The organism is uncultured Xanthomonas sp. (assembly GCF_964278005.1).
GTDB lineage: Bacteria > Pseudomonadota > Gammaproteobacteria > Xanthomonadales > Xanthomonadaceae > Xanthomonas_A > Xanthomonas_A sontii.
In genome coordinates this window covers 1-21,334 of sequence record NZ_CAXYKF010000018.1, presented here as the reverse complement: position 1 = coordinate 21,334, position 21,334 = coordinate 1, and the positions used below count along the sequence as shown (strand labels likewise).

The window sequence follows — 21,334 nt, the reverse complement described above, 5'->3', positions numbered from 1 at the left end:
GGTATGCTCGGCCAGGCGCGATTCCACCTGCTAGCGAGATTCCACGTCGGCGGTAATGCCGTTCCTGCCCGCGGATCGTGCGGGCGGGGCGCTTGCTCACCCGCATCTGGCGCGCGCATGACACGAGCACACGATGCGCTGAAGCTCAATTGTAGAAGCGACTTTAGCCGCGACGCCTCACCAGTAATACCGGTCGCGGCTGACGCCGCTTCTACGCGACAACGGCATGTCCCGCTGAGTGGCGTTGAAGCGCGTTACCAATAGTCTTCTTCAGTCGAGCAAGGCCAGCAGATCCTGATGCAGGGCCTGCGGAATCCGCACGCCTTCGCTGCGGCTGCGTTCCCGCGCCTGGTAACGGCGTTGCGACGGCAAGCGTGCCCCGGTGGCCTCGTAGGCCGCAAAAAAAGCTTCCGCACGCGCCAGATGCGCGGTGCGGTCGGCGCCAAGAAAGCGCGCCGGATCCAGCGCCAGGATCAGTTCGCCGTGATAAGGCGCCGCACCGGCGCCAGCATCGTGGGCCAGCGATTCGGCGCTGGTGAGGTCGCCGATCAACGGCCCGGCGATCAGTTCGATCATCGCCGACAGCGCGGACCCCTTGTGCCCGCCGAAGGTCAGCATCGCACCGCCGTCGGCGACCGCGGCCGGATCGGTGGTCGGCGCGCCCGTCGCGTCCACCCCCCAGCCTTCGGGAATCGGCTGGCCGCCGCGGCGGCGCAGCTCGATCTCGCCGCGCGCCACCGCGCTGGTGGCGAAGTCGAACACGAACGGCGGCGCGTCCACGCGTGGCCAGCCGAACGCCAGCGGGTTGGTGCCCAGCAGCGGCGTGCGCCCGCCGGCCGGCGTGACCCAGGCGTGGCTGGGATTGCAGATCAGCGCGACCAGCCCGGCCTCGGTGATGCGTTCGACTTCCGGCCACAGCGCAGAGAAATGCACGCAATGGTTGATCGCCAGTGCCGCCAGGCCATTGGCACGGGTCTTCTCGATCAACAGCGGCAGCCCACGCTCGAACGCCAGCAGCGAGAACCCGCCGCGCGCATCGACCCGCACGATGCCGGGTGCATGGTCGTGCACGACAGGCTCGGCATCGCCCACCACCTTGCCGTTGCGCAGCGTCGCCACGCAGCCGAGCGTCCGGTACAACCCATGCGAGGCGCAGCCGTCGCGTTCGCCGGCGACGATGGTGTGGGTGAGGGCCTGCACGTGCGCGGGGCTGAAGCCGGCGTGGGTCAGGATGCGTTCGACCAGGGTAGTGGCCTGGTCCAGGGACAGGGTGATGGCGTCGCTGGGGTTCATCGAAAAATGATCCGAAAGTGTCATTGGATTCTCGCCCGCAAGGCGCTTCGCGAGAAGCCTGGGAGCGTCATGCAATCTCGAAGTTCTATCTACGTCGGCCGGTGCCGTGCATAGCGTCACCTCGTTCCGAGGCACTGTAATGATCGATCACTCAGGATTCGTCCAAAAGAACGAAGCCGGCATGTGCCGGCTTCGTTCTTTTCGCGATCACGCGCCTTGGGCTACACCGACAACTCCAACAACAGCTTGTTGAGCCGACGCACATACCCCGCCGGATCCTTCAGGCTGTCGCCAGCCGCCAGCGCCGCCTGGTCGAACAGCACCTTGGCCAGGTCGCCGAAGCGCTCGCCATCGGCTTCTGCGTCCAGCTTCTCGATCAGCGGATGCGCCGGGTTGAACTCGAACACCGGCTTGCTCTCCGGCAGCTTCTGGCCGCTGGCTTCCAGGATCTGCCGCATCTGCAGGCCCAGGTCGCCCTGGCCGATGGCCAGGATCGCCGGCGAGTCGGTCAGGCGATGCGAGACGCGCACCTCGGAGACCTCGTCCTTCAATACGTTCTGGATGCGCTCGACCAGGCCCTGCTTGGCCTTGGCGGCTTCTTCCTTGGCCTGCTTCTCTTCTTCGCTGTCGAGCTTGCCCAGGTCCAGGTCGCCGCGCGCCACGTCGACGAAGGACTTGCCGTCGAACTCGGTGAGGTAGCTCATCAGCCACTCGTCGATGCGGTCGGTGAGCAGCAGCACTTCGATGCCCTTCTTGCGGAACACCTCCAGGTGCGGGCTGTCCTTGATCTGCGCGTAGCTCTCGCCGGTCAGGTAGTACAGCTTGTCCTGGCCTTCCTGCATCCGCGCCACGTAGTCGGCCAACGACACGGTCTGCGCGCCGTCGCTGCCATGGGTGGAGGCGAAACGCAGCAGGCCGGCGATCTTCTCGCGGTTGCCGAAGTCCTCGGCCGGGCCCTCCTTCAGCACCTGGCCGAAGTTCTTCCACACGCCCTGGTAGCGCTCGGCGTCGTCCTTGGCCAGCTTCTCCAGCATGTCCAGGGCGCGCTTGGTCAGCGCCGACTTCATCGAGTCGATCACCGGGCCGGACTGCAGGATTTCGCGCGAGACGTTCAGCGGCAGGTCGCTGGAATCGACGATGCCCTTGATGAAGCGCAGGTACAGCGGCAGGAACTGCTCGGCCTGGTCCATGATGAAGACGCGCTGCACGTACAGCTTGAGCCCGCGCGAGGCGTCGCGCTGGTACAGGTCGAACGGCGCGCGGCCGGGCACGTACAGCAGCGAGGTGTACTCCAGCTTGCCTTCGACCTTGTTGTGGCTCCACGCCACCGGGTTCTCGTGGTCGTGGGCGATGTGCTTGTACAGCTCCTGGTATTCCTCGTCCTTGATCTCGGTGCGCGGGCGCGTCCACAGCGCGCTGGCGCGGTTGACGGTTTCCCATTCCGGGGACTCGGGCTTGTCCTTGTCCTCGCCGTAGTGTTCCTTGTGAAACTCGATCGGCAGCGCGATGTGGTCGGAATACTTGCGCACGATGCCGCGCAGCTTCCAGCCGTCGGCGAAGTCCTTCTCGTCGGCCTTCAGGTGCAGCACGATGCGGGTGCCACGTTCGGCCTTCTCGATGGTGGCGACCTCGAACTCGCCTTCGCCGCGCGAGGACCAGTGCACGCCTTCGCTGACCGGCAGGCCGGCGCGGCGGCTGTACACGTCGACCTGGTCGGCGACGATGAAGGCGCTGTAGAAGCCCACGCCGAACTGGCCGATCAGGTGCGAATCCTTCTTCTGGTCGCCGGACAGGTGCTTGAGGAACTCGGAGGTGCCGGACTTGGCGATGGTGCCCAGGTGCGCCACGATCTCCTCGCGGCTCATGCCGATGCCGTTGTCGTCGATGGTGACGGTGCCGGCCTCCTTGTCGAAGCCGATGCGGATGCGCAGTTGCGCATCGCCGTCCAGCAGCTCCGGCTTGACCAGCGCCTCGAAGCGCAGCTTGTCGGCGGCGTCGGAGGCATTGGAGATCAGTTCGCGCAGGAAGATCTCCTTGTTGGAATACAGCGAATGGATCATCAGCTGCAGCAGCTGCTTGACCTCGGTCTGAAAGCCCAGGGTTTCTTTTTGGGTTTCCACGCTCATCGGTAGGTGCTCCATGAAGGATGGGCGGCCGCGCGGAGGAGGGCACGGCTCTGCCGGCCGACATGGTGGCGACCGCGGCCGGCTTCAAGCGCCTCGCCGCGCATACGCGCGACACCGCGCTGGTCTATGATCCGGACCCTGTTTCCGCGCCCGCCGCCCATGCCGTTCCTGCATTCCCCGTCCCGCCTGTCCCGGCCCCTGCGAGGCCGCCGATGAGCCGTCCCGGCGGCGGCCAGGTGCGGATCATCGGTGGGCGCTGGCGCAACACGCGGCTGCCGGTGCCGGACCTGGCCGGGCTGCGCCCGACCTCCGACCGGGTCCGCGAGACCCTGTTCAACTGGCTGCAGCCGGTGCTGCCCGGGGCGCGGGTGCTGGACCTGTTCGCCGGCAGCGGCGCGCTGGGGCTGGAGGCGGTGTCGCGCGGCGCGGCCGCTGCGGTGCTGGTCGAGCGCGATTTAGGCCAGGCGGCGCAGTTACGCGCCACGGTCGCGCGGCTGCAGGCGCAGGACCAGGTGCAGGTGGTGCAGGGCGATGCGCTGCGCTGGCTGGCCGAGGCGCCGGCCGAGGCACTGGCGGACATCGCCTTCGTCGACCCGCCGTTCGCCGCCGGGCTGTGGGACGCGGTGCTGCAGCGCCTGCCGGCGCGGCTGGCGGCCGATGCCTGGCTGTACCTCGAGTCGCCGGCCGGGCAGGCGCCCGCAGTGCCGGCGTCCTGGGCGCTGTACCGTGAGGGCGGCAGCCGCGAGGTGCGCGCTGCCCTGTACCGGCGCACCGCTGCTACACTTCCCGGCGACCTTCACGCGGTACCCGACGCATGACCGTGGCCCATAGCCGCATCGCCGTCTATCCCGGCACCTTCGATCCGATCACCAACGGCCATATCGATCTGGTCAACCGTGCCGCACCGCTGTTCGAGCAGGTGATCGTGGGCGTGGCGCAGAGCCCGTCCAAGGGGCCGACCCTACCGCTGGACCTGCGCGTGTCGCTGGCCCGCGAAGCGCTGGCCGGGCACCGCAACGTGGAAGTGCTGGGCTTCGACACCCTGCTGGCGCATTTCGTGCGCTCGGTCGGCGGCGGCGTGCTGCTGCGCGGCCTGCGCGCGGTGTCGGACTTCGAATACGAGTTCCAGATGGCGAGCATGAACCGGCATCTGATCCCGGAGGTGGAGACCCTGTTCCTCACCCCGGCCGAGCAACACAGTTTCATTTCGTCCTCGTTGGTGCGCGAGATCGCGCGCCTGGGCGGGGACGTCTCCGGCTTCGTGCCGCCGTCGGTGGTGCAGGCGCTGGTCCAGGCCCGCCAGGCCGCCGCGCAGCGCTGAGCCGACCACCATTCACTGACGACACAGAGGGAGCCGTTCCATGAACACCACCGCACGCGCGTTGCTGATCGCTTCGCTGGCCCTGGGCTTCACCGCCTGCAAGAAGGAAGAGGCCGCCAAGCCGGCCGCCGACGCGCAGCCCGCGCTGACCGCCCCGGCCAAGGACGACGACGCCGGCTGGAAGAAGTACCTGCAGGAAGTGGCGATCCAGAACATGGGCAACGTCACCAACAGCCCGTTCCTGTACTACCTGCCGCCGGAATCGGATCCGGAGTTCCAGGCCAAGTACGAGCGCCAGGTCGAAAGCGCCACCACTGCCATCGGCCGCGGCATCCAGCCGGGCAACATGCTGGCGTTCGGTTCCTCGGCCTCGGCCAAGATGGCCGACCTGATCGCCGCCGCGTTCGCCAAGGTCGAGGCGAACAGCATGAAGGGCGTGCGCGTGGTCTACATCGGCGCTCCGGCCGACAACGCCCGCGTCGAAGCCGTGGTCAAGCCGACCGGCGCCGACTACATCTTCGTCGAAGCCAAGTAAGCCCTGCGCGGGCCGGCGCGCCGATGCGTGCCGGTTCCGCCATCCCGCGCCGCCCGCAACGGGCGGTCGCGTCGCGCCGACGTGCCGGGAGCCGTCGCGCAGTTCCGCAGTTCCATGCAAGGCACAGGCGATGCGGATCTTCATCACCGGCCCCACCGGGGCCGGCAAGACCACCCTGGCGCGCCGGCTCGGCCGCCGTCACCGCATTGCCTGCCACGCGCTGGACGATCTGCATTGGCTCCGCCGTCCCGAAGGCGACGTCCGCCGTCCACTCGAGGAGAAGCTGCCGCTGCTGCAGCGCATCGTCGAGGGCGAGCACTGGATCGTCGAAGGCGTGCAGTTCAAATGGGCCGACGCGGCGCTCGCGCGCGCCGACCACATCGTGGTGATCGATGCGGCACCCTGGCGCACCACCGCGCAGATCGTGCTGCGACTGGGCCGGCAATGGCTGGGCCTGGAGGCCGCCGCCTACCGGCCGACCTTGGCGCGGCTGCCGCGGATGCTGGCCTGGAGTCGCGACTACCACCGCGAAGAGCGAGCGCTGCTATTGGCCAAGCTTGCTCCGTTCCGCGCCAGGACCTTGCTGATTCGCCACAGCCGCGCGCGGTTGCCGCCGCCGCTGGGCTAGCCGGCCCGCACCACGCCCGGCATCGGCCGAGTTGCCACCAGTGCCTGTCGGCGCGCGGCGACGGGAGCGTCCAAGGTGATTTGGCCCTTGCACTATGCACACGCAGCGCCGCCGGTCCGCGACGTTGGCGGATACAGCGTTCCGCGCCCGGCGCCGCCTTCGCAGGGCCGTCCCGCCCCGATCCGGTAAACTGCCCGGGTCAGTGCCGAAGTGCGCCACATGTCCCTCAAGATCAACGAGCTCTGCGTCAACTGCGACGTCTGCGAGCCGGCCTGCCCGAATCAGGCCATCGCCATGGGCGAGACGATCTACGTGATCGACCCCGCCCGCTGTACCGAATGCGTCGGCCATTTCGACGAGCCGCAGTGCGTGGTGGTGTGCCCGGTGGAGTGCATCGACCCCGACCCGGCCATCCCGGAGACCCACGCCCAGTTGCTGGCCAAGCTGCAGCGCCTGCAGCGCGACCACCCCGAGTTGTACCCACAGGAGCCCCCCGCCGCATGAGAAGCCTCGTCCGCCGTGTCCTGCTGCTCGCCCTGGTCCTGACGCCGTCGGCGTGGGCCGAGGCGCCGGTCGCCGAGGCGACCGCCACCGCCCCGGCCGCGCACCCGCCCGGCGCCGCGATCGCCAGCGGCCATCGCCTGGCCACCGAGGCCGGCCTGCAGATCCTGCGCGAGGGCGGCAATGCCTTCGACGCCGCGGTGGCGGTGTCCTCGACGCTGTCGGTGGTCGAACCGATCAGCTCCGGCCTCGGCGGTGGCGGCTTCTTCCTGCTGCACGACGCTCGGACCGGCAAGGACGTGATGCTGGACGCGCGCGAGACCGCGCCGGAATCGGCGACGCCGGCCGCGTTCCTGGACGCCAAGGGCGAGCTGGACCGCGATCGCTCGATCAACGGCCCGTGGTCGGCCGGCATCCCTGGGCTGCCGGCGGCGCTGGTGGAACTGGCGACCAAGCACGGCCGGCTGCCGCTGCGGCAGTCGCTGGCGCCGGCGATCCGCATCGCCCGCGACGGCTTCCCGGTCTACGCGCGCATGGCCGAGGGCTACCAGTCGCGGCGCAAGGTGATGGAGCGCTATCCCGGCACTCGCGAGGTCTACCTGCGCAACGGCCGGCCGATCGCGGTGGGCGACGTGTTCAAGCAGCCGGAACTGGCCAACACGCTGCAACTGCTGGCCGACAAGGGCTTCGACGGTTTCTACCGCGGCGCCACCGCCAAGAAGCTGCTGGCCGGCGTGAAGCAGGCCGGTGGGCGCTGGACCGCGGAGGAACTGGCCGGCTACACGGTCAAGGAACGCACCCCGATCCGCTTCGACTACAAGGGCTGGACCATCACCACCGCGCCGCCGCCGTCCTCCGGCGGCATCGCCCTGGCCAGCATGCTGCAGATCCTGGAGGGCTACGACCTCAAGACCATGGACCCGGTGCACCGCGTGCACCTGACCGTGGAAGCGATGCGCCGGGCCTACCGCGACCGCACCTTCTTCCTGGGCGACCCGGATTTCACCCACGTGCCGCAGCGCATCCTGCTCAGCAAGGACTATGCGGTGGGCCTGCGCTCGACGATCAACCCGGAGAAGGCTACGCCCAGCGACCTGCTGTCCGGCCAGCCGACCCCGCTGGAAGACGACGAGACCACGCATTTCTCGATCATCGACGGCGAGGGCAACCGCGTCGGCGCCACCCAGACGGTCAACCTGCTGTACGGCTCCGGGCTGATCCCCAAGGGCACCGGCGTGCTGCTCAACAACGAGATGGACGATTTCGCGCTGCGTCCGGGCACGCCCAACGCCTTCGGGGTGATGGGCTACGCGGCCAACGCGCCCAAGCCGGGCAAGCGCCCGCTCAGCTCGATGTCGCCGACCTTCATGGAGAACGCGGACAAGGCGATCGTGCTCGGCACCCCGGGCGGCAGCCGCATCATCACCATGGTGCTGCTCGGCATCCTCGGCTACGACGACGGTCTCACGGCGCAGCAGGTCGCCGCGCTGCCGCGCTACCACCACCAGTGGCTGCCGGACGTGATCGAGGCCGAGACCGGCACCTTCGACGCGGCCACCGCAAAGGGCCTGGAAGCCATGGGGCATACGCTCAAGCTGCCCGGCGACACGGCCGAGGACGGCCACGGCTCCAGCCACGTCTGGGGCAACCTGCAGACCGTGGAATGGGACAAGCGCCGCAACGTGCTCAGCGGCGGCAGCGACCCGCGCAACGAAGTCGGCAGCGCCGAAGTGCTGCAACTGACAGCGCCGGCGCGCTGAGCCGCACGTCGCCCGCTTTTGCGAATCCCCAATCCCCAATCCCGAATCCCCGCCATGAAACTCTGGTCCATCCAAGGCAACTCGCAGAAACTCGACGGCGGCGCGATGTTCGGCAACGCGCCCAAGGCGATGTGGCAGCAGTGGGCCGCGCCCGACGACGGCAACCGCATCGCGCTGGCCTGCCGCGCGCTGCTGGCCAGTCCGCTGGCCGGCAAGACCGTGCTGTTCGAGACCGGCATCGGCGCGTTCTTCCCGCCGGCGCTGCGCGAGCGCTACGGCGTGCAGGAGGCGCGCCACGTGCTGCTGGATTCGCTGCAGGACGCCGGCTTCGCCCATACCGACATCGACGTGGTGGTGCTGAGCCATCTGCACTTCGATCATGCCGGCGGCCTGCTGGCCGCCTACCGCGAGGGCGCCACGCCGGAACTGCTGTTTCCCAACGCGCAGTTCCTGGTAGGCGCGGCGCACTGGCAACGCGCGCTGCACCCGCATCCGCGCGACCGCGCCAGCTTCATCCCGGAGCTGCCCGGCCTGCTCGAGGCCAGCGGCCGGCTGGAGTTGGTCGACGGCGAGTATTCGCGCGCGCTCGGCGAGGCGGTGCGATTCCGTTTCAGCGACGGCCACACGCCGGGGCTGATGCTGGCCGAGATCGTCGGCCCCGGCCACGGCGAGGACGGCCTGGCGCACGGCGGGGTGGCGTTCTGCGCCGACCTGATCCCGGGCCGCTCGTGGGTGCACGTGCCGATCACCATGGGCTACGACCGCAACGCCGAACTGCTGATCGACGAGAAGCGCGCGTTCCTGGAAGACGCGCTGGCGCGCGACGTGCGCCTGTTCTTCACCCACGATCCGGACTGCGCGCTGGCGCAGCTGCAGCGCGATGCCAAGGGCCGTTTCGTCACCGCGCACGAACTGCCGGCGCTGCAGGCGCGCGCACTGGCCGCCTGAGCGCGGCGTTGCGGTTTACCAGCGCAGCGCGGCGTGCGCCGGCACGCCGGTAGCCGTGCCGTCCAGTGCCACCGAAAACCCGATCGTGGTGATGCCGTCGCGGTGCTGCGCGAACACGCGCCCCCCGTGCATGCTCGCCACCGCCTTGACGATGGCCAGGCCCAGGCCGTGGCTTTCGCGGCTGTTGGCGCGGGCGGCGTCGCCGCGGTAGAAGCGATCGAACAGGCGCTGCAGATGCTCCGGCGCCAGCGCCACGCTGGGGTTGGAGAAGGCGATCAGCGCCTCGCCGCCGCGCTGTGCGATCTCCACCACGATCGGCGCGTGACCGGCCGAGTGCTGGATGGCGTTGTGCAGCAGGTTGGACAGCGCGCGCCGCAGCAGCGACTTCTCGACCGGCACCACCACGTCGCCGCGCACCTCCACCCGCAGGCCGGCCTCGTCCAGCAGCACCTCGAAGAATTCCACGGTCTTGCCGACTTCCTCGGCCAGCGACGCGTCCTCGCATTGCCGCGCGCGCTGGCCCTGCTCGGCGCGGGCCAGGAACAGCATGTCGGCGACGATCGCGCGCAGCCGTTCCAGTTCCTCCAGGTTCGACTGCAGTACCTGGCGCAACTGCTGCGCGTCGCGGTGGCGGGTCAGCGCCACCTGGGTCTGGCCGATCAGGCTGGCCAGCGGCGTGCGCAGTTCGTGGGCGACGTCGGCATTGAAGCTTTCCTGCTGCGCGTAGGCGGCATCGAGCCGGTCGAAGGCCGCGTTCAACGAGGCGCCCAGATCTTCCAGTTCGCGCGGCAGCCGCGGCAGGTCCAGGCGCCGCCGGTCGTGCGGGCCGATGCGTTGGGCATCGGCCGACAGCCGCTGCACCGGGCGCAGGCCGAGCTTGGCGGTCCAGTAGCCCAGCGCGCCGACCAGCGCGGTGCCGGCCAGCGTGACCAGCGCCAGGGCGATGTCGAAGCGGCGCCGGGTCAGCGCGAACGGTGCGCTGTCCATCGCCGCGATCAACTGCACCGGCGGGCGCACCGGCGTGGCCGGCAGCGCCTGGCCGATGGCCTGCCACGATAGCGGCTGCGCGTCGGCAATGCCCAGCGCCTGCGGATCGCCGATGCGCACCAGGCCGCTGCGGCCGCGCGTGGCCGCCGCCATCGCCTCGGCGCCGCGCCCGTAGCGGAACGCCGGGTCCTCGCTCCACAGCCAGAAGCGCAGGTCCGGCGCGCTGGAGACGCTGGCCAGGCGCGTGCGCGCATGTGCGGCCAGGTCCGGCGAGCGGCTGTTGATCAGCATGTACTGCACCGCGTCCATGCGCGAGCGCAGTTCCTCGCGCTGGTGGCGGCGCAGTTCGTGCTCCAGCACCTGGTGCAGCACCAGCCCGATCAGGGCGAAGCCGAGCAGCGCGGTGGCCGCGAACAGGCCGGCCAGGCGCAGCGCGATCGAGGGCCGCGCCGGCGCGCTCACCCGGCCGCGTCCTCGCGTTCTTCCAGCACGTAGCCCATGCCGCGCACGGTGTGTAGCAGCGGGGCGTCGAACGGCACGTCGATCTTGGCGCGCAGGCGCTTGATCGCCACTTCCACCACGTTGGTGTTGCTGTCGAAGTTCATATCCCAGACCATCTCGGCGATCGCGGTCTTGGACAGGATCTCGCCCTGGTGCCGGGCCAGCGTCGCCAGCAGCGCGAATTCCTTGGCGGTCAGGTCCAGCCGCTGCCGGCCGCGCATGGCCTTGCGGCTGATCATGTCGATCTGCAGCTCGCCCACGCGCAGCAGCGTGCTTTCCTGGGCGCGCCCGCGCCGCGCCAGCACCTGTAGCCGCGCCAGCAGTTCGATGAAGGAGAACGGCTTGATCAGGTAGTCGTCGGCGCCCTCGCGCAGGCCCTTGACCCGGTCCTCCACGCTGTCGCGCGCGGTGAGCATGATCACCGGCGTGCTCTTCACCGAACGCAGCGAGCGCAGGATGGCGAAGCCGTCCAGGCCCGGCAGCATCGCGTCGAGCACGATCACGTCGAAGTCGTAGTGCAGGGCCAGGTGCTGGCCGTCGATGCCGTCGTAGGCCACGTCGACCGTGCAGCCCTGTTCGCTCAGTCCCTGCTGCAGGTAGTCGGCGGTCTTGCGCTCGTCCTCGACGATCAGCACCTTCATGGCTGCAGCGCCTCCGGCGCGGCAGTGCGTGCGCGACGTGCATGGCGCCGCTGCAGGTACCAGCCGTGCAGGCGGTCCAGGTACAGGTACACGATCGGCGTACTGAACAGGGTCAGCAGTTGCGACAGCAGCAGTCCGCCGACCATCGCATAGCCCAGCGGTCGGCGCAGTTCCGAGCCGGCGCCGTGGCCGAGCATCAGCGGCAGGCCGCCGAGCAGCGCACACAGGGTGGTCATCATGATCGGCCGGAAGCGCATCAGGCAGGCCTCGAAGATCGCATCGCGCGAGGACAGCCCGCGTTCGCGTTCGGCATGCAGGGCGAAGTCCACCATCATGATCCCGTTCTTCTTGACGATGCCGATCAGCAGGATGATGCCGATCATCGCGATCACGCTCAAGTCGTAGCCGCCGGCCATCAGGATAAGCAGCGCGCCGACGCCGGCCGAGGGCAGGGTGGAGAGGATGGTCAGCGGGTGGATGTAGCTCTCGTAGAGCAGGCCGAGCACGATATAGACCGCGATCAGCGCCGCCATGATCAGGTACGGCTGGGTGCGCAGCGAGGCGCTGAACGCCTGCGCCGTGCCCTGGAAGCTGCCGCTGAGCGTGGCCGGCACCCGCAGTTGCGCCTGGGTCTGCTGGATCGCGTCCACCGCATCGCCCAGCGCCGCGCCCGGCGCCAGGTTGAAGGAGATGGTCACCGCCGGGAACTGGCCCTGGTGGCTCACCGACAGGTAGCCGGTCTTGCTGGTGTCGAGCGTGGCGAAGGTGGACAGCGGCACCTGCTTGCCGGTCAACGGCGAGGTCACGTACAGCCGCTGGAACAGCGACGGATCGCCCTGCAGCGCCGGCGTCACTTCCAGCACCACGTGGTAGCTGTTGAGCTGGGTGAAGTACTGCGCGACCTGGCGCTGGCCGATGGCGTCGTTGATGGTCGCGTCGATCTGCTGCGGGGTGATGCCGAAGCTGGCCGCACGCTGGCGGTCGATGGTCAGGCTGGCGATCGGCGCGGCGTTCTGCTGGTCGGAGGCCACGTCGGTCAGTTGCGGTAGCGCCCGGAACGCCTTCAGCAGCTTGGGCGCCCAGGTGTTGAGCTCGTCGAGGTTGGCGTCGGTCAGGGTGTATTGGTACTGGGTGCGGGCCAGGCGGCCGCCGACATTGATGTCCTGCCCGGCCTGCATGAACAGGGTGACGCCCTGCACGTGCGCCAGGCGCTTGCGCAACCGCGCGATCACCTGGTCGGCGCTGGCGGTGCGGCCTGCGTCCTTGGGTTTGAGCGCGATCGAGAAGGTGCCGGAGTTGAAGGTGCTGGCGCCGGTCTGCATGCCGAAGGACAGCACGTCCGGATCGCGGCGGATGATGTCGGCCAGTTGCAGCATGCGCGTGCGCATCGCCGCCGAGGACGAATCCTGCGCCGAATCGGCGGTGCCGGAGATGAAGCCGGTGTCCTGCTGCGGGAAGAAGCCCTTGGGCATCACCACGAACAGCGCCACGCTGGTGGCCACGGTCAGCAGGAAGCTGGCCAGGGTCAGCCGCGGGTGTCGCAGCACCGTCTCCAGCCCGCGCCGGTAGGCCGCCAGCAGCGCGTCGAAGCCGTGCTCGAACGCGCGCGCCAGGCGTCCCTGCGCCTGCTCGGCGTGCGGCTTGAGCAGGCGCGCGCACAGCATCGGGGTCAGGGTCAGCGACACCAGCAGCGACACCAGGATGGTCAGGCTCACCGTCACCGCGAACTCGCGGAACAGCCGGCCGACGATGCCGCCCATCAGCAGCAGCGGGATGAACACCGCCACCAGCGACACCGAGATCGAGACCAGGGTGAAGCCGATCTCGGCCGCACCCTGCAGCGCCGCCTGCAATGGCGCCATGCCGTCCTCGATGTGCCGGTAGATGTTCTCCAGCATCACGATGGCGTCGTCCACCACGAAGCCGACCGCGATGGTCAGGCCCATCAGCGACAGATTGTCCAGGCTGTAGCCGAGCACGTACATCAGCGCGGCGGTACCGAGGATCGCCAGCGGCACGGTCAGGCTCGGGATCAGGGTGACCACCGCGCTGCGCAGGAACACGAAGATCACCGCCACCACCAGCACGATCGACAGCAGCAGGGTGAACTCCACGTCCCTGACCGAGGCGCGGATGTTCTGCGTGCGGTCGGCGAGGATCTTGACGCTGACGCTGGGCGGGATCGAGGCCATCAGCCTGGGCAGCGCGGCCTTGACCTGTTCCACCGTGTCGATGACGTTGGCGCCGGGCTGCTTGGTGATGGCGATCATGATCGCGCGGCCATCGACGATGCCGCTGTCGGCCGGCGCGGCGGCGCCGGCGAAGCCCCACGCGGCGATCTTGGCGTTCTCCGGCCCGTCCACCGCGGTGCCGACGTCGCGCACGCGGATCGGCGCGCCGTTGCGCCAGGCCAGCACCGCGTCGTTCCAGGCCTGGCTCTGCAGCAGTTGATCGTTGGTGGAGACAGTGAAGGCCTGGCGCGCGCCATCGATCGAGCCGGTGGCCGCGTTCACCGTGGTGGTGGCGATCACCGAGCGGATGTCCTCCAGGCTCAGGCCAAGCGCCGCCAGCTTGGCCGGATCCACCTGCACGCGCACCGCCGGCTTCTGCGCACCGTACAGGTTGACCAGGCCCACCCCGGAGATGCGCGAGATCTGCTGCGCGAGCACGTTGTCGGCGTAGTCGTTGACCTGGGTCAGCGGCAACACCCGCGACTGCACCGCCAGGATCAGCGACGCCGATTCGGCCGGGTTGATCTTGCGGAAGCTCGGTGCGCTCGGCAGCCCGCTCGGCAACTGCCCGGACGCGGCGTTGATCGCGGTCTGCACATCGAGCGCGGCGGCGTCGATGTTGCGGTCCAGGTCGAACTGCAGCGTCACCTGGGTCGAGCCGAGCGCGCTGGTCGAGGTCATCTGGCTCAGGCCCGGGATCAGCGACAGCTGCCGCTCCAGTGGCTGCGCCACGTTCGAGGCCATGGTCTGCGGGCTGGCGCCGGGCAGGCTGGCCGAAACCTGGATGGTGGGGAAATCGACCTGCGGCAACGGCGCCACCGGCAGCAGCGGCCAGGCCACCAGGCCCAGCAACAGCAGCGCCATGGCCAGCAGCGAGGTGCCGATCGGGCGTTTGATGAAGGCCGCCGAGACGCTCACGCGTGCGCTCCTGCCGCGGCCGGTTTGGCGTGCCTGGCCGGCTTGGCCTCCACCACCTTCGCGCCCGGATGCAGGCGGTACTGCCCATCCACCACCACACGCTGGCCGGCCTGCAGGCCCTGGCCGATCACGCTCTCGCCATCGGCCTCGTCCAGCACCCGCACCGGCTGGTCGCGCACGCTGCCGTCGCTGCCGACCACGTACACGAACTCGCCGTCCTGGCTGCGCTGCACGGCCGCGCTCGGCACCACCAGCGCGCCGCTGCGCATGCCCAGGGTGATGCGCGCGTCCACCGTCTGCCCCGGCCACAGCGTGTGCCCGGAATTGGCGAAGTGCGCCTTCATCGCGATGGTGCCGGTGCTGGTGTCGATCTGGTTGTTGAGCAGGGCCAGCGTGCCGTGCGCCAGCACCTGTACGCTGCCGTGCTCGACCGCGTCCACGCCCACGCTGGCCGGCGCGGCCTGCAGTGCGCGGTTGATCTGCTGGAAGGCGCTTTCGGGCAGGGTGAACTGCACGGCGATCGGGTCGATCTGGTTCAGCACCACCAGGCCGCCGGCATCGCTGGCGTGGACGATGTTGCCCGAATCCACCAGGCGCGCGCCGGCGCGGCCGTCGATCGGCGCGCGGATGGTGGTGAAGTCCAGTTGCACCCGCGCGTTGTCGATCGCCGCCGCATCGCTCTGCAGGGTGGCGCGCAGTTGCGTGACCAGCGCCTTCTGCGTGTCCAGGGTCTGGCGGGTGGTGGCGTTGTCCTGCAGCAGTTGCGTGTAGCGCTGCAGGTCGGCCTGCGCATTGCCCAGCTGTGCCTTGTCCTTCGCCAGTTGCGCGGTGGCCGCGGCCAGTTGCGCCTGGTCGATGCGCGGATCCAGCCGCGCCAGCACCTGCCCGGCCTTGACGTCCTGGCCTTCGCTGAAGCCCACGTCGATCAGTTGCCCATCGATGCGCGAGTGCACGGTCACCGAGGCGATCGGCAGCACCGTGCCGATCCCGGTCTGGCGGATCGGCACGTCCTTGCGCAGCACCGGCGCGCTGGTCACCGGCACCGGCGGCGTGGCCTTGGTCGGTGCGTGGCGCGGGCGCAACCACACCGCCAGCAGCAGCGCGACCAGCACTGCGGCGGCGACGAATGGCCAGCGCCGCCGTGGCATGGCATGGCGCGGTGGCGGATCGGCGGGGCGGGTGGGCGCGGCGGTGGACATGGGTTACTCCGGGAGGACAGGAGCCGGCGTGGCGCCCGGCGAGGCGCCGCGCACGGCGGGGAGACGGGCGCTGTCCCAGTCGCCGCCCAGCGCGACCAGCAGCGCGACCTGGGCGCCGAACTGGCGCGATTGCACCTGCAGCAAGCTGCGTTGCGCGTCCAGCGCGTTGGCCTGCGCGGTGATGACGGCGCTGTACAGCGCGGTGCCGGCCCGGTATTGGTCCATCAGCACGCGCTCGGCCTGCTGCGCGGCGTCGGCGGCGCGCCGCTGTTGCTGCTCCTCGCGCGCCAGTTCGCGCGTGGCGGCGAGCTGGTCCTCCACGCCCTGGAACGCGCTCAATACGGTCTGCCGATAGGTCGCCGCGGTCGCGTCGAAGGTGGCTTGCGCCTGCGCGCGCTGCGCGCGGCGGGCGCCGCCGTCGAACAGCGTGCCGGCCAGCGCTGCGCCCACCGCCCAGACCCGGTTCGGCACGCTCAGCAGCGAGGCCAGCCCGGCACCGTCGTAGCCACCGCTGGCGCTCAGCGACAGGTTCGGGAACCAGGCCGCCACGGCCATGCCGATGCCGGCGTTGGCCGCGGCCATGCGCCGTTCGGCGCCGGCGATGTCCGGGCGCCGCTGCAGCAGCACCGAGGGCAGGGCCTCCGGCGTTGGCGGCAGCGCCGGCAGCGGTGCGTCGCTGGCCGCCAGCGAGAACTCGGAAGGGGTTCGGCCGAGCAGCACCGCCAGCGCGTGGTCCAGTTGCCGGCGCGACAGCGCCAGATCGGTCGATGCGGCTTCGGTGCTGTGCAGGGTGGCCTCGGCCGCGGCCACATCGGCGTCGCTGGCAACGCCGGCGCGCACCCGCGCCTGGGTCAGCCGCAGCGCGTCGCGGTAGCCGGCGAGGGTGCGCTGGTACAGCGCCAGGGTCTGGTCGTCGAAGCGCAACTGCAGGTAATCGGCGACCACCGCGGCCTGCAGCGACAGCCGCGCCTGCGCCAGATCGGCGGCGCTGGCTTGGGCGTTGTCGCCGGCCTGTTCGACGCTGCGCCGGACCTTGCCCCAGAAGTCAGGCTCCCAACTGGCGCTGAACCCCAGCGTATCGGCGTCGCGCAGCCCCGGCTTGGGGGTGACGCTGCGCTCGCGCGTGGCCGCGGCCTGCACGCCCAGCGTCGGCGCCTCGGCCGCCCGCGCGCTGCCGACCAGCGCCTGCGCCTGCCGATAGCGCGCCTCGGCCTGGCGCAGGGTCTGGTTGGCGCGGTCGGCCTGTTCGACCAGGACATCCAGTTGCGGATCGCCATAGCGGGTCCACCATGCCACCTCCGGCTCGGCCGCGGCCGGCGCGGCGGGCGTCCAGCGGCCGTCGGCCTCTTCGAACGGCTGCTGCGCGGCGGCCGGCGGCGCCGGCCGCACGTAGTCCGGGCCGGCCATGCAGCCGCCGAGCAGCAGCACACTCAGCAGCGGCACGAGCGGTACCAGGCGGCGGGAAACGGGCGGTGGGGGCAGGGCGGTCACGGGGCGGCGCCGGCAGCGGGGACAGGCCGTCACCGTAGGCGCCGCATGGCGACCCCACGCTGACGCCTCACTGACGGCGCTGTCAGAAACGCAGCATGCGGCCGTCCAACGCCGCGTCTTGAACCGCTGCCAGCGCGTCCGCAACGTGGCGCTTGCAGCCGTCATCATGGCCGGCCAGTATCGGCGCATGAAGCTGCCCCATGCCCTGTCCTGCCTGTTCCTCGCCTGCCTGTTGCTGGGCGGCTGCACCTCGCATGCCGACACTACCGTGCCGTCGCCGATCCGCCTGAACCAGGTCGGTTTCCTGCCTGCCGCGAGCAAGCTGGCGGTAGTGCCGGATGGGCATGGCGACGCGTTCTCAATTGTGCGCGCCGACAGCGACGAGGTGGTGCTGCGCGGCACCCTCGGCGCCGCCGCGGCGTGGCCGCCGGCGCAGCAGACCGTGCGCATCGCCGATTTCTCCGCGTTGCGCACGCCGGGCCGCTACCGCCTGCAGGTCGACGGCCTGCCGCCCTCGGACAGCTTCGCCATCGGCGAAGACGCCTACAACGCGCTGTCGCGCGCCGCGCTCAAGGCCTACTACTACAACCGCGCCAGCACCGCGCTGGACGGCACCTACGCCGGCCGCCACGCGCGCGCTGCCGGCCATCCCGACGACCACGTGCTGGTGCATGCCTCGGCGGCCTCGCCCGAGCGCCCGGCCGGCACCGTGATCGCCGCGCCCAAGGGCTGGTACGACGCCGGCGACTACAACAAGTACGTGGTCAGCTCCGGCATCACCGTCTATACCCTGCTGGCCGCCTACGAGCAGTTCCCCACCTACTTCAGCACGCACCCGGAAGGCATTCCCGACAGCGGCGGCGACGTGCCGGACATCCTTCGCGAGGTCGACTGGAACCTGCAGTGGCTGCTGGCGATGCAGGACCCGCACGACGGCGGCGTGTACCACAAGCTCACCAACCTGGACTTCGCCGGCATGCAGATGCCGGACCAGGCGCGCGCGCCGCGCTACGTGGTGCAGAAGAGCACCGCCGCCACGCTCGACTTCGCCGCGGTGATGGCCCAGGCCAGCCGCATCTACGCGCCGTACGACGCGCAGTTCGGCGGCATCTCCACGCGCATGCTGGAGGCGTCGCGGCGCGCCTGGGCCTGGGCGCAGGCGCATCCGGACGTGGCCTACCGGCAGCCGGACGACGTGCACACCGGTGCCTACGACGACACCGAGTTCGACGACGAGTTCGCCTGGGCCGCCACCGAGCTGTACCTGGCCACCGCCGACGACGCCTTCTACGAGGCGGCGATGGCACGCAAGGTGCCGGCCAGCGTGCCCGACTGGCGTCAGGTCGGCGGGCTGGCGTGGATGTCGCTGGCGCAGCACCGTGCGCGGTTGACCCCGCGCGCCGATCAGGCGCGGATCGCCGACGAGATCGAGGGCCTGGCCGATCACCTGGTGCAGGTGTGGCAGGGCTCGGCCTGGCGCGTGACCATGCGCGACGCCGACTTCCACTGGGGCAGCAACGCCACCGCGCTGAACCAGGCGATGATGCTGCTGCAGGCCTACCAGTTGCAGCACAAGCCCGAATACCTGCAGGCCGCGCAGTCGCAGCTGGACTACGTGCTCGGCCGCAATCCGCTGGGCCTGTCCTTCGTCACCGGCATTGGCGCGCGCTCGCCGATGCACATCCACCATCGCATCTCCATCGCCGACGGCGTGGCCACGCCGGTGCCGGGATGGCTGGTGGGCGGTCCGCAGCCGGGGCAGCAGGACGCCGACGCGTGCAAGCACGCCTACACGTCGTCGCTGCCGGCGCTGTCGTACCTGGACAAGGAATGCAGCTACGCCACCAACGAAGTGGCGATCAACTGGAATGCGCCGCTGGTGTACGTGAGCGCCGCGCTGCAGGTGCTGCAGCGCTGATGCTGGACGGCGCGGATGGCGCCGCTCAGGGCGTGTCACCGATTCCCGAGTATGCCGTGTTGGGTCTGGCAGGCGCGCTGCCGGCGTTGGCCGTCAGGTCAAGCCGCGCGGCGCCGGCAGCGCGCCTGCCAGGCCCAACCCGAAGGGCCGCGATTGCGCGCGCCCATGGCCGCGTTATCGCTCGGGCGTGGACGCACATCCACTTCCTCGTTCTTCCTTGCCACAGGCATGCGCAACCGCGGCGCGGCATGCTCGGGGATTGATGACACGCCCTAGCCCAGACGGGTGCCGAAGATGCGGTCGCCGGCGTCGCCCAGGCCTGGCAGGATGTAGCCCTTCTCGTTGAGATGGTCGTCGATGGCGGCGGTGTACACCTCCACGTCCGGGTGCGCCGCTTCCAGGGCCTGCAGGCCTTCCGGCGCGGCGACCAGGAAGATGCCCTTGATCCGCCGCGCACCGGCGCGCTTGAGCATGTCCACGGTGGCGATGAGGGTGCCGCCGGTGGCCAGCATCGGATCCAGGATCAGCGCGTCGCGCTCCTCCAGTCGTCCGGTGAGACGTTCGAAGTAGGGCACCGGCTGCAGCGTCTCCTCGTCGCGCTGCAGGCCGACCACGCTGACTCGCGCGGCGGGAATCAGCGCCAGCACGCCGGGCAGCATGCCCAGCCCGGCACGCAGGATCGGCACCAGGGTGATCTTGGCGCCGGCGATGCGCTGCACCTGGGTCGGGCCGGCCCAGCCGTCCATGGTGTGGGTCTCGGTCTCCAGGTCGGCGGTGGCCTCGTAGCCGAGCAGGGTGCCCAGCTCGGTGACCAGTTCGCGGAAGCCCTTGGTGCTCAGCGCCGCGTCGCGCAACAGGCCGATCTTGTGCTGTACCAGCGGGTGACGGACTTCGACGATCTTCATGGGCGCGCTCGCGAGGGGGAGGCGCACAGTGTGCCGCAGCCGGCTCCGGCGCCGCCAGGTGTGGGCGCCAGCGCACGGCCGGTGACGCGCCGGGAAGGCGCATCACCCGCCGTGCCGAGGCGACTCAGGCCGCGGGGTCGAGCACCTCGGCCGCACGCGTGCGTGGCGCTGTTGCGCTGCGCGTCGCGGTACTGCGGGTGTCGATCTTGAACAGCGCCACCGCCTGGGTGAGTTGGCCGGCCTGGTCTTCCATCGAGCGCGCCGCCGCCGTGGCTTCCTCCACCAGTGCCGCATTCTGCTGGGTGGCCTCGTCCATCTGGGTGACGGTCTGGTTGACCTGCTCGATGCCCGCCGACTGTTCTTGCGACGCCGCCGAGATCTCGCCCATGATGTCGGTCACCCGCTGCACCGAGCCCACGATCTCCTGCATGGTCTTGCCGGCCTGGTCGACCAGGGCAGATCCCTCGGCAACGCGGCCGACCGACTCGTCGATCAGCGTCTTGATCTCCTTGGCGGCGTTGGCCGAGCGCTGCGCCAGGGTCCTGACTTCGGTGGCGACGACCGCGAAGCCGCGGCCCTGGTCGCCGGCGCGGGCGGCTTCGACCGCGGCGTTGAGTGCCAGGATGTTGGTCTGGAAGGCGATGCCGTCGATCACCGAGATGATGTCGGCGATCTTCTTCGACGAGGCCTCGATGCCGCTCATGGTTTCGACCACCTGGCCCACCACCATGCCGCCCTGCGAGGCCACCGAGGCGGCACCGACCGCCAACTGGTTGGCCTGGCGGGCGTGTTCGGCGTTCTGGCGCACGGTCGAGGTCAACTCTTCCATCGAGGCCGCGGTTTCCTCCAGGCTGGCGGCCTGCTGCTCGGTGCGGCGCGACAGGTCGTCGTTGCCGCTGGCGATCTCGCTGGCGGCGGCGCTGATGCTGCCGGCGGCGGTCTGGATGCGCGCGACGATGCCGGTCAACTGGTCGGTGGTGGCGTTGGCGTCCTCGCGCATCCGTGCGAACACGCCGTGGAAGTCGCCATGCATGCGGGTGGTGAGGTCGCCCGCAGCGATGGACTGCAGCAACGCCGACAGCTTGCCCAGATTGACGTCGCTGACCTCCATCATCGCGTTGAGGTCCTGCACCATCAGGCGGAAGTCGTGCTGGAAGCGCGCGGCATCGCCGCGGGCGCTGAAGTCGCCGGCCGCCGCTGCGGCGGCCAGGCGCTTGATCTCGGTATTGATCGCCAGCAGGCTGGCCTTGGCCGCATCCATCGACTCGTGCAGCACCGCACGGCTGCCGGGCAGCCGGCGCGCATCGCGGCGCAGATCGCCGTTGGCGTATTCGTTGAGGATCTCGACCGCCTCGACGATGGCGTCCAGGTGCTCGAACATCATGGTGTTGATGCCCTTGCTCAGTTCGCCGTACACGCCGGGGAAGTCCT

17 protein-coding genes are annotated in these 21,334 nt (G+C 70.0%); 8 read left to right on the top strand and 9 right to left on the bottom strand.

What is annotated here, in order from left to right:
- Positions 1-270: 270 nt before the first annotated feature.
- Together ACHWVH_RS12055 and htpG are read right to left on the bottom strand one after the other, a co-directional pair.
- Positions 271-1,293: an Ldh family oxidoreductase gene (locus tag ACHWVH_RS12055; RefSeq protein WP_295926729.1), complete on the bottom strand. Its 1,023-nt coding sequence runs from the start codon at positions 1,291-1,293 to the stop codon at positions 271-273.
- 221 nt (positions 1,294-1,514) lie between these two features.
- The gene (gene htpG / locus ACHWVH_RS12050) at positions 1,515-3,419 is read right to left on the bottom strand and encodes a molecular chaperone HtpG (RefSeq protein ID WP_295926726.1); all 1,905 of its coding nucleotides are present in this window, start codon (positions 3,417-3,419) and stop codon (positions 1,515-1,517) included.
- 212 nt (positions 3,420-3,631) lie between these two features.
- On the opposite strand from htpG, the gene rsmD reads away from it, so the two are divergent.
- The 7 genes from rsmD to ACHWVH_RS12015 all read left to right on the top strand — a co-directional run bounded on the left by rsmD (position 3,632) and on the right by ACHWVH_RS12015 (position 9,112).
- Complete coding sequence (rsmD, locus tag ACHWVH_RS12045; protein WP_267096765.1) at positions 3,632-4,237, top strand: 16S rRNA (guanine(966)-N(2))-methyltransferase RsmD; 606 nt, start codon at positions 3,632-3,634, stop codon at positions 4,235-4,237.
- Positions 4,234-4,740: a pantetheine-phosphate adenylyltransferase gene (gene coaD, locus ACHWVH_RS12040; RefSeq protein ID WP_010342036.1), complete on the top strand. Its 507-nt coding sequence runs from the start codon at positions 4,234-4,236 to the stop codon at positions 4,738-4,740. Before rsmD ends, coaD begins: the two co-directional genes overlap by 4 nt.
- 40 nt (positions 4,741-4,780) lie before the next feature.
- The gene (locus tag ACHWVH_RS12035; protein ID WP_010342035.1) at positions 4,781-5,275 is read left to right on the top strand and encodes a hypothetical protein; all 495 of its coding nucleotides are present in this window, start codon (positions 4,781-4,783) and stop codon (positions 5,273-5,275) included.
- A gap of 130 nt (positions 5,276-5,405) precedes the next feature.
- Positions 5,406-5,903 carry an AAA family ATPase gene (locus ACHWVH_RS12030; RefSeq protein WP_267099530.1) on the top strand — a complete coding sequence of 166 codons (498 nt, stop codon included), beginning with the start codon at positions 5,406-5,408 and terminating at the stop codon, positions 5,901-5,903.
- 219 nt (positions 5,904-6,122) lie between these two features.
- Complete coding sequence (locus ACHWVH_RS12025; protein ID WP_017908325.1) at positions 6,123-6,407, top strand: YfhL family 4Fe-4S dicluster ferredoxin; 285 nt, start codon at positions 6,123-6,125, stop codon at positions 6,405-6,407.
- Positions 6,404-8,164, top strand: coding sequence for a gamma-glutamyltransferase (gene ggt / locus ACHWVH_RS12020; RefSeq protein WP_394687257.1), 1,761 nt, complete (start codon positions 6,404-6,406; stop codon positions 8,162-8,164). Before ACHWVH_RS12025 ends, ggt begins: the two co-directional genes overlap by 4 nt.
- Before the next feature lie 54 nt (positions 8,165-8,218).
- On the top strand, positions 8,219-9,112 hold the full coding sequence (locus ACHWVH_RS12015; RefSeq protein ID WP_394687256.1) for an MBL fold metallo-hydrolase: 894 nt from the start codon (positions 8,219-8,221) through the stop codon (positions 9,110-9,112).
- Between the two features lie 15 nt (positions 9,113-9,127).
- Here the strand turns inward: ACHWVH_RS12015 and ACHWVH_RS12010 are convergent, their stop codons facing one another.
- From ACHWVH_RS12010 to ACHWVH_RS11990, 5 genes are read right to left on the bottom strand one after another with little or no spacing between them, the layout of a single operon-like run.
- Positions 9,128-10,561, bottom strand: coding sequence for a heavy metal sensor histidine kinase (locus tag ACHWVH_RS12010; RefSeq protein ID WP_394687255.1), 1,434 nt, complete (start codon positions 10,559-10,561; stop codon positions 9,128-9,130).
- Positions 10,558-11,241 carry a heavy metal response regulator transcription factor gene (locus tag ACHWVH_RS12005; RefSeq protein ID WP_267124574.1) on the bottom strand — a complete coding sequence of 228 codons (684 nt, stop codon included), beginning with the start codon at positions 11,239-11,241 and terminating at the stop codon, positions 10,558-10,560. Before ACHWVH_RS12005 ends, ACHWVH_RS12010 begins: the two co-directional genes overlap by 4 nt.
- Complete coding sequence (locus ACHWVH_RS12000) at positions 11,238-14,390, bottom strand: efflux RND transporter permease subunit (RefSeq protein ID WP_394687254.1); 3,153 nt, start codon at positions 14,388-14,390, stop codon at positions 11,238-11,240. The genes ACHWVH_RS12005 and ACHWVH_RS12000 overlap by 4 nt, the downstream gene beginning before the upstream one ends.
- Entirely contained in the window at positions 14,387-15,589 is a 1,203-nt protein-coding gene (locus ACHWVH_RS11995; RefSeq protein WP_394687253.1) for an efflux RND transporter periplasmic adaptor subunit, read from the bottom strand. Before ACHWVH_RS11995 ends, ACHWVH_RS12000 begins: the two co-directional genes overlap by 4 nt.
- Before the next feature lie 3 nt (positions 15,590-15,592).
- Positions 15,593-17,032 carry an efflux transporter outer membrane subunit gene (locus tag ACHWVH_RS11990; protein ID WP_394687252.1) on the bottom strand — a complete coding sequence of 480 codons (1,440 nt, stop codon included), beginning with the start codon at positions 17,030-17,032 and terminating at the stop codon, positions 15,593-15,595.
- 235 nt (positions 17,033-17,267) lie between these two features.
- Between ACHWVH_RS11990 and ACHWVH_RS11985 the strand changes: the two genes are divergently transcribed.
- Positions 17,268-18,998, top strand: coding sequence for a glycoside hydrolase family 9 protein (locus tag ACHWVH_RS11985; protein WP_394687251.1), 1,731 nt, complete (start codon positions 17,268-17,270; stop codon positions 18,996-18,998).
- Positions 18,999-19,270: 272 nt separating this feature from the next.
- On the opposite strand, the gene upp is transcribed toward ACHWVH_RS11985, so the two are convergent.
- Together upp and ACHWVH_RS11975 are read right to left on the bottom strand one after the other, a co-directional pair.
- Positions 19,271-19,903 carry a uracil phosphoribosyltransferase gene (upp, locus tag ACHWVH_RS11980; protein ID WP_048489430.1) on the bottom strand — a complete coding sequence of 211 codons (633 nt, stop codon included), beginning with the start codon at positions 19,901-19,903 and terminating at the stop codon, positions 19,271-19,273.
- Between the two features lie 124 nt (positions 19,904-20,027).
- A partial coding sequence (locus tag ACHWVH_RS11975; protein ID WP_394687250.1) for a methyl-accepting chemotaxis protein occupies positions 20,028-21,334 on the bottom strand: 1,307 nt, incomplete at its 5' end.

Excerpts from the sequence above, each read along its gene's own strand:
- ACHWVH_RS12005 (WP_267124574.1), bottom strand. The coding sequence starts at position 11,241 with ATGAAGGTGCTGATCGTCGAGGACGAGCGCAAGACCGCCGACTACCTG.
- ACHWVH_RS12035 (WP_010342035.1), top strand. The coding sequence starts at position 4,781 with ATGAACACCACCGCACGCGCGTTGCTGATCGCTTCGCTGGCCCTGGGC.
- ACHWVH_RS12055 (WP_295926729.1), bottom strand. The coding sequence starts at position 1,293 with ATGAACCCCAGCGACGCCATCACCCTGTCCCTGGACCAGGCCACTACC.
- ggt (WP_394687257.1), top strand. The coding sequence starts at position 6,404 with ATGAGAAGCCTCGTCCGCCGTGTCCTGCTGCTCGCCCTGGTCCTGACG.
- ACHWVH_RS11995 (WP_394687253.1), bottom strand. The coding sequence starts at position 15,589 with ATGTCCACCGCCGCGCCCACCCGCCCCGCCGATCCGCCACCGCGCCAT.
- htpG (WP_295926726.1), bottom strand. The coding sequence starts at position 3,419 with ATGAGCGTGGAAACCCAAAAAGAAACCCTGGGCTTTCAGACCGAGGTC.
- coaD (WP_010342036.1), top strand. The coding sequence starts at position 4,234 with ATGACCGTGGCCCATAGCCGCATCGCCGTCTATCCCGGCACCTTCGAT.
- rsmD (WP_267096765.1), top strand. The coding sequence starts at position 3,632 with ATGAGCCGTCCCGGCGGCGGCCAGGTGCGGATCATCGGTGGGCGCTGG.
- ACHWVH_RS12030 (WP_267099530.1), top strand. The coding sequence starts at position 5,406 with ATGCGGATCTTCATCACCGGCCCCACCGGGGCCGGCAAGACCACCCTG.
- ACHWVH_RS11985 (WP_394687251.1), top strand. The coding sequence starts at position 17,268 with ATGAAGCTGCCCCATGCCCTGTCCTGCCTGTTCCTCGCCTGCCTGTTG.
- upp (WP_048489430.1), bottom strand. The coding sequence starts at position 19,903 with ATGAAGATCGTCGAAGTCCGTCACCCGCTGGTACAGCACAAGATCGGC.
- ACHWVH_RS12025 (WP_017908325.1), top strand. The coding sequence starts at position 6,123 with ATGTCCCTCAAGATCAACGAGCTCTGCGTCAACTGCGACGTCTGCGAG.
- ACHWVH_RS12015 (WP_394687256.1), top strand. The coding sequence starts at position 8,219 with ATGAAACTCTGGTCCATCCAAGGCAACTCGCAGAAACTCGACGGCGGC.